Consider the following 3,387-nt stretch of genomic DNA (forward strand, 5'->3'; position numbering starts at 1 on the left):
CCAGGACGGCACCACCGCCCCCGTGCTCGCGTCCGCGCTGGCCGCCGAGCACGGAGTGCCGGACGACGCGGCCGCGCTCGCCCTGGGCCGGGCCGGGGACAACCGCGTGTACGCCCTGTACAGCGACGACGGCGTGCGCCGCGACGTCCTGGTGCTGGACGGCGACCGTCAGGTGGTCGGCCTCATCACGCGGCTGTGGCGGGCCCTGCGGCTGCGCGGCATCGAGGGCCGGGCCGCGATCTCGCTCAAGGCCGTCGCGGAGCGCACCGCGCTGCTCTCGTACGCCGCGACCGCCGCGGGCGTCCGCACACCGCGGCTGCTGGGCATCGGCGAGTTCGGCGATTCGATCGCGCTCGTCCTGGAGCACGCCACGCAGTCGGTCTCGCTGCGCGACGTCCCCGACGAGGACGTGCACGACGACGTGCTCGCCGAGGCGTGGGACCAGCTCGGCCGCGCGCACGCCGTGGGCCTGACGCACCGCGCCCTGACGCAGGACGTCCTGCTGACGCAGCGGGACCACGACGGCCGCGCACACGTGTGGATCACGGGCTGGGAGCAGGGGGACATCGCGTCCTCACCGCTGTCGCGCCGCCTCGACCTGGTGCAGATGCTGGTGCTGACCGGGCTGCGGGTCGGCCCGCGCCGCGCCGTCGCCGCCGCGGTGCGCGCCCTGCCCGATGCCGACATCGCCGCCATCGGGCCCCTGATCCAGACCATCGCGCTGCCGCGGACCACCCGCGAGGAGGTGCGCCGCGCGAAGGGCCTCATGGGCGAGCTGCGCAACGCCCTGGTGGAGCGCCTGCCCGAGGCCAGCGTGCAGCCGCAGCGCATCTCGCGGTTCAGCGCGCGCACGGTCCTGACCACCACGGTGGCCATCGTCGCCGTCGCCGTGATCGTCACGACCATCAACTTCGACGAGATCGCGGAGGCCGTCCGCTCGGCGAACCCGTGGTGGGTGGCGGTGGCGTTCGCCCTGGCCCTCATCACGTGGTTCGGCGCGGGCCTGACGCTCGTGGCGTTCTCCCCGGCGCGCGTGCCGATCGGACGGGCCACGCTGACCGCCGCCGCCGGGTCGTTCGTGGCGCTGGCGGCGCCCGCGGGCATCGGCCCGGCGGCGCTGAATCTGCGGCTCCTGACCCAGCGCGGTGTGTCCATGTCGATGGCCGTGGCCACGGTCGCGCTCGTGCAGGTCTCGCAGTTCGTGGTCACGGTGCTGCTGCTGGTGGCGCTGTCGGTCTTCACGGGCTCGGGCGCGCTCGTGGAGCTGCCGTCGCCCGCCGTGCTGATCACGCTGGCAGGGGTCGCTACCGCCGTCGTCGCGACGCTGCTTGTGCCGCCGGTGCGGCGCTGGGGCATGGGCTTCATCGGGCCGCGGCTGCGCCAGGTGTGGCCACGGCTGGCGCAGATGCTGAGCCACCCGGGCCGCCTGGCGCTGGGCGTGGGCGGCAACCTGATCATGACGCTCGGCTACATCGTGGGCCTGTGGTGCTGCCTCGCCGCGTTCGGGGAGACGATCTCGCTGGTCGACATCGCCCTGGTCAACCTGGTGGGCAACGCCCTCGGCGCGCTCATCCCGACTCCGGGCGGCCTGGGCGGCGTGGAGGGTGCCCTGACGGCCGGCCTGACGGCCGCGGGGGTGCCGGCCACCATCGCCTTCTCCGCGACGATCCTGTACCGCCTGTGCACCTACTGGGGCCGGGTACCGCTGGGCTGGGTCGCGATGCGCTACCTGGAGCGCAAGGGCGACCTCTGAGCCCGGACATGCGAAAGCCCGGTCCCCCGAGAGGGACCGGGCCTTCGCGTCGCTGAGGAGCTCAGCGGCGAAGCGTCACTTGGCGACGGCCTTCTTCAGCAGCGAGCCGGCGCTGATCTTGACACCGAAGTTCGCCGGGATCGAGATCTCCTCGCCGGTGCGCGGGTTGCGGCCCGTGCGGGCGGCGCGCTCGACGCGCTCGGCCGACAGGAAGCCGGTCACCTTGACGGCCTCACCCTTGGCGAGCGACTCGATCAGCACCTCCTGGAAGGCGTTGAGCGCGGCCTCGGCCTCGGTCTTGTTGATCTCGGCCTTGCTGGCGATGGCCGAGACGAGCTCGGACTTGTTGAGCGACATGCGTTTCCCTTCTTCGGTCACGTCGTGCGGCGGTACCCGCCCGACGACGAGGCCCCATACTGCCAGCAGATCGGCAGGAATTCGCGGAGAACAGGCACTTCTGCGGCGAGTCGTGGGTAACTTTCTGCTCACAGAGGACGCGAACCTGTGTACGAACCTGTGGACGACGAGGGCATGAGGCCCTCTGAGGCGGTGTCACCCCGCACTATCCGATGACTTCCGCAACCCAGAACGGTCTACCGTTCGGTACGGATCAGCCGATGAGAGGAAATCGTGGAGAATCCGCCGCACGCCCGCCGAAACCTCGTCGTCCTGGTGTTCAGCAACCTCCTGGCCGGGGTCGGGGTGGCCTCCGGGGCCGCCGTCGGCGCCCTGCTCGCGGAGAGCCTGGGTGGCACCTCGATGGCCGGGCTCGCCCAGGCGGTCGGGGTGCTCGCCGCGGCGGTCGCCTCGATCCCGCTGGCCACGCTCGCCCAGCTCCGCGGACGCCGGTGGGCCCTGTCGCTCGGCTACGCCCTGTCGACGGTCGGCGCGCTGCTCATCGTGACGGCGGCGGTGCTGGGGCAGCTCGTCGTGCTGCTGGTGGGCCTCATGCTCTACGGCGTCGCGAACGCGACCAACCTGCAGTCCCGGTACGCCGCGGCCGACAACGTGGGCTCCGGCACGCGCGCCCGCACCATGTCGGTGGTCCTGTGGTCCACGACCGTCGGCTCGGTGGTGGGGCCCAACCTCGCGGCGCCCGGGGCGGTGGTCGGCTCCGGTTTCGGCGTACCCGACCTCGGCGGCCCGTACCTGTTCTCGATCGTCGCCTACCTGCTGGCCGGCCTGCTGCTCGTGAGCCTCTACCGGGACCCCGCGGGCGGCGTGGCGGGGCGGGTGGTGCCCGCGGGCGCCGTCGGGCAGGGACACGGGGACAAGCGGACCGAACCGCGGCGTACCGGCGCGCTCGCCGCGCTGCGGTGGGCCTGGGCGCACCCGCGGGCGCGGTTCGCCGTCGTCACCACCGCGGTGGCGCACGGCGTGATGATCATGGTGATGGTGATGACGCCCGTGCACATGCAGCACGGTGGGATGTCGCTGCAGCTCGTGGGCATCGTGATCAGCCTGCACGTGCTGGGGATGTTCGCGTTCAGCCCGGTCTTCGGGTGGCTGGCCGACCGGTTCGGCCCGCTGCGCGTCGCCGTCGGCGGGATGGTGCTGCAGGGGGCGGCCGTGGCCCTCGGGTTCACGGCCGCGGCTCTGGCCGCGGGGTCGACGGCGGGCATGCCGACCGGCGG

Annotated in this window: 3 protein-coding genes; 2 read left to right on the top strand and 1 reads right to left on the bottom strand. The window is 73.0% G+C overall.

What is annotated here, in order from left to right; translation table 11 throughout:
- Positions 1 to 1,753, top strand: a 1,753-nt coding sequence (locus tag PROKR_RS04480; protein ID WP_051432666.1) for a lysylphosphatidylglycerol synthase transmembrane domain-containing protein, incomplete at its 5' end; no start/stop codon positions are given.
- 75 nt (positions 1,754 to 1,828) lie between these two features.
- On the opposite strand, the gene PROKR_RS04485 is transcribed toward PROKR_RS04480, so the two are convergent.
- Positions 1,829 to 2,110: an HU family DNA-binding protein gene (locus PROKR_RS04485; RefSeq protein ID WP_020015632.1), complete on the bottom strand. Its 282-nt coding sequence runs from the start codon at positions 2,108 to 2,110 to the stop codon at positions 1,829 to 1,831.
- Between the two features lie 273 nt (positions 2,111 to 2,383).
- On the opposite strand from PROKR_RS04485, the gene PROKR_RS04490 reads away from it, so the two are divergent.
- The coding region (locus tag PROKR_RS04490) for an MFS transporter (protein ID WP_051432667.1) at positions 2,384 to 3,387 on the top strand (1,004 nt) is incomplete at its 3' end.

Origin of the sequence: Promicromonospora kroppenstedtii DSM 19349, from assembly GCF_000515355.1 — a bacterium.
GTDB lineage: Bacteria > Actinomycetota > Actinomycetes > Actinomycetales > Cellulomonadaceae > Promicromonospora > Promicromonospora kroppenstedtii.

Coding starts and splice junctions, on each gene's coding strand:
- PROKR_RS04485 (WP_020015632.1), bottom strand. CDS start 2,110: ATGTCGCTCAACAAGTCCGAGCTCGTCTCGGCCATCGCCAGCAAGGCC.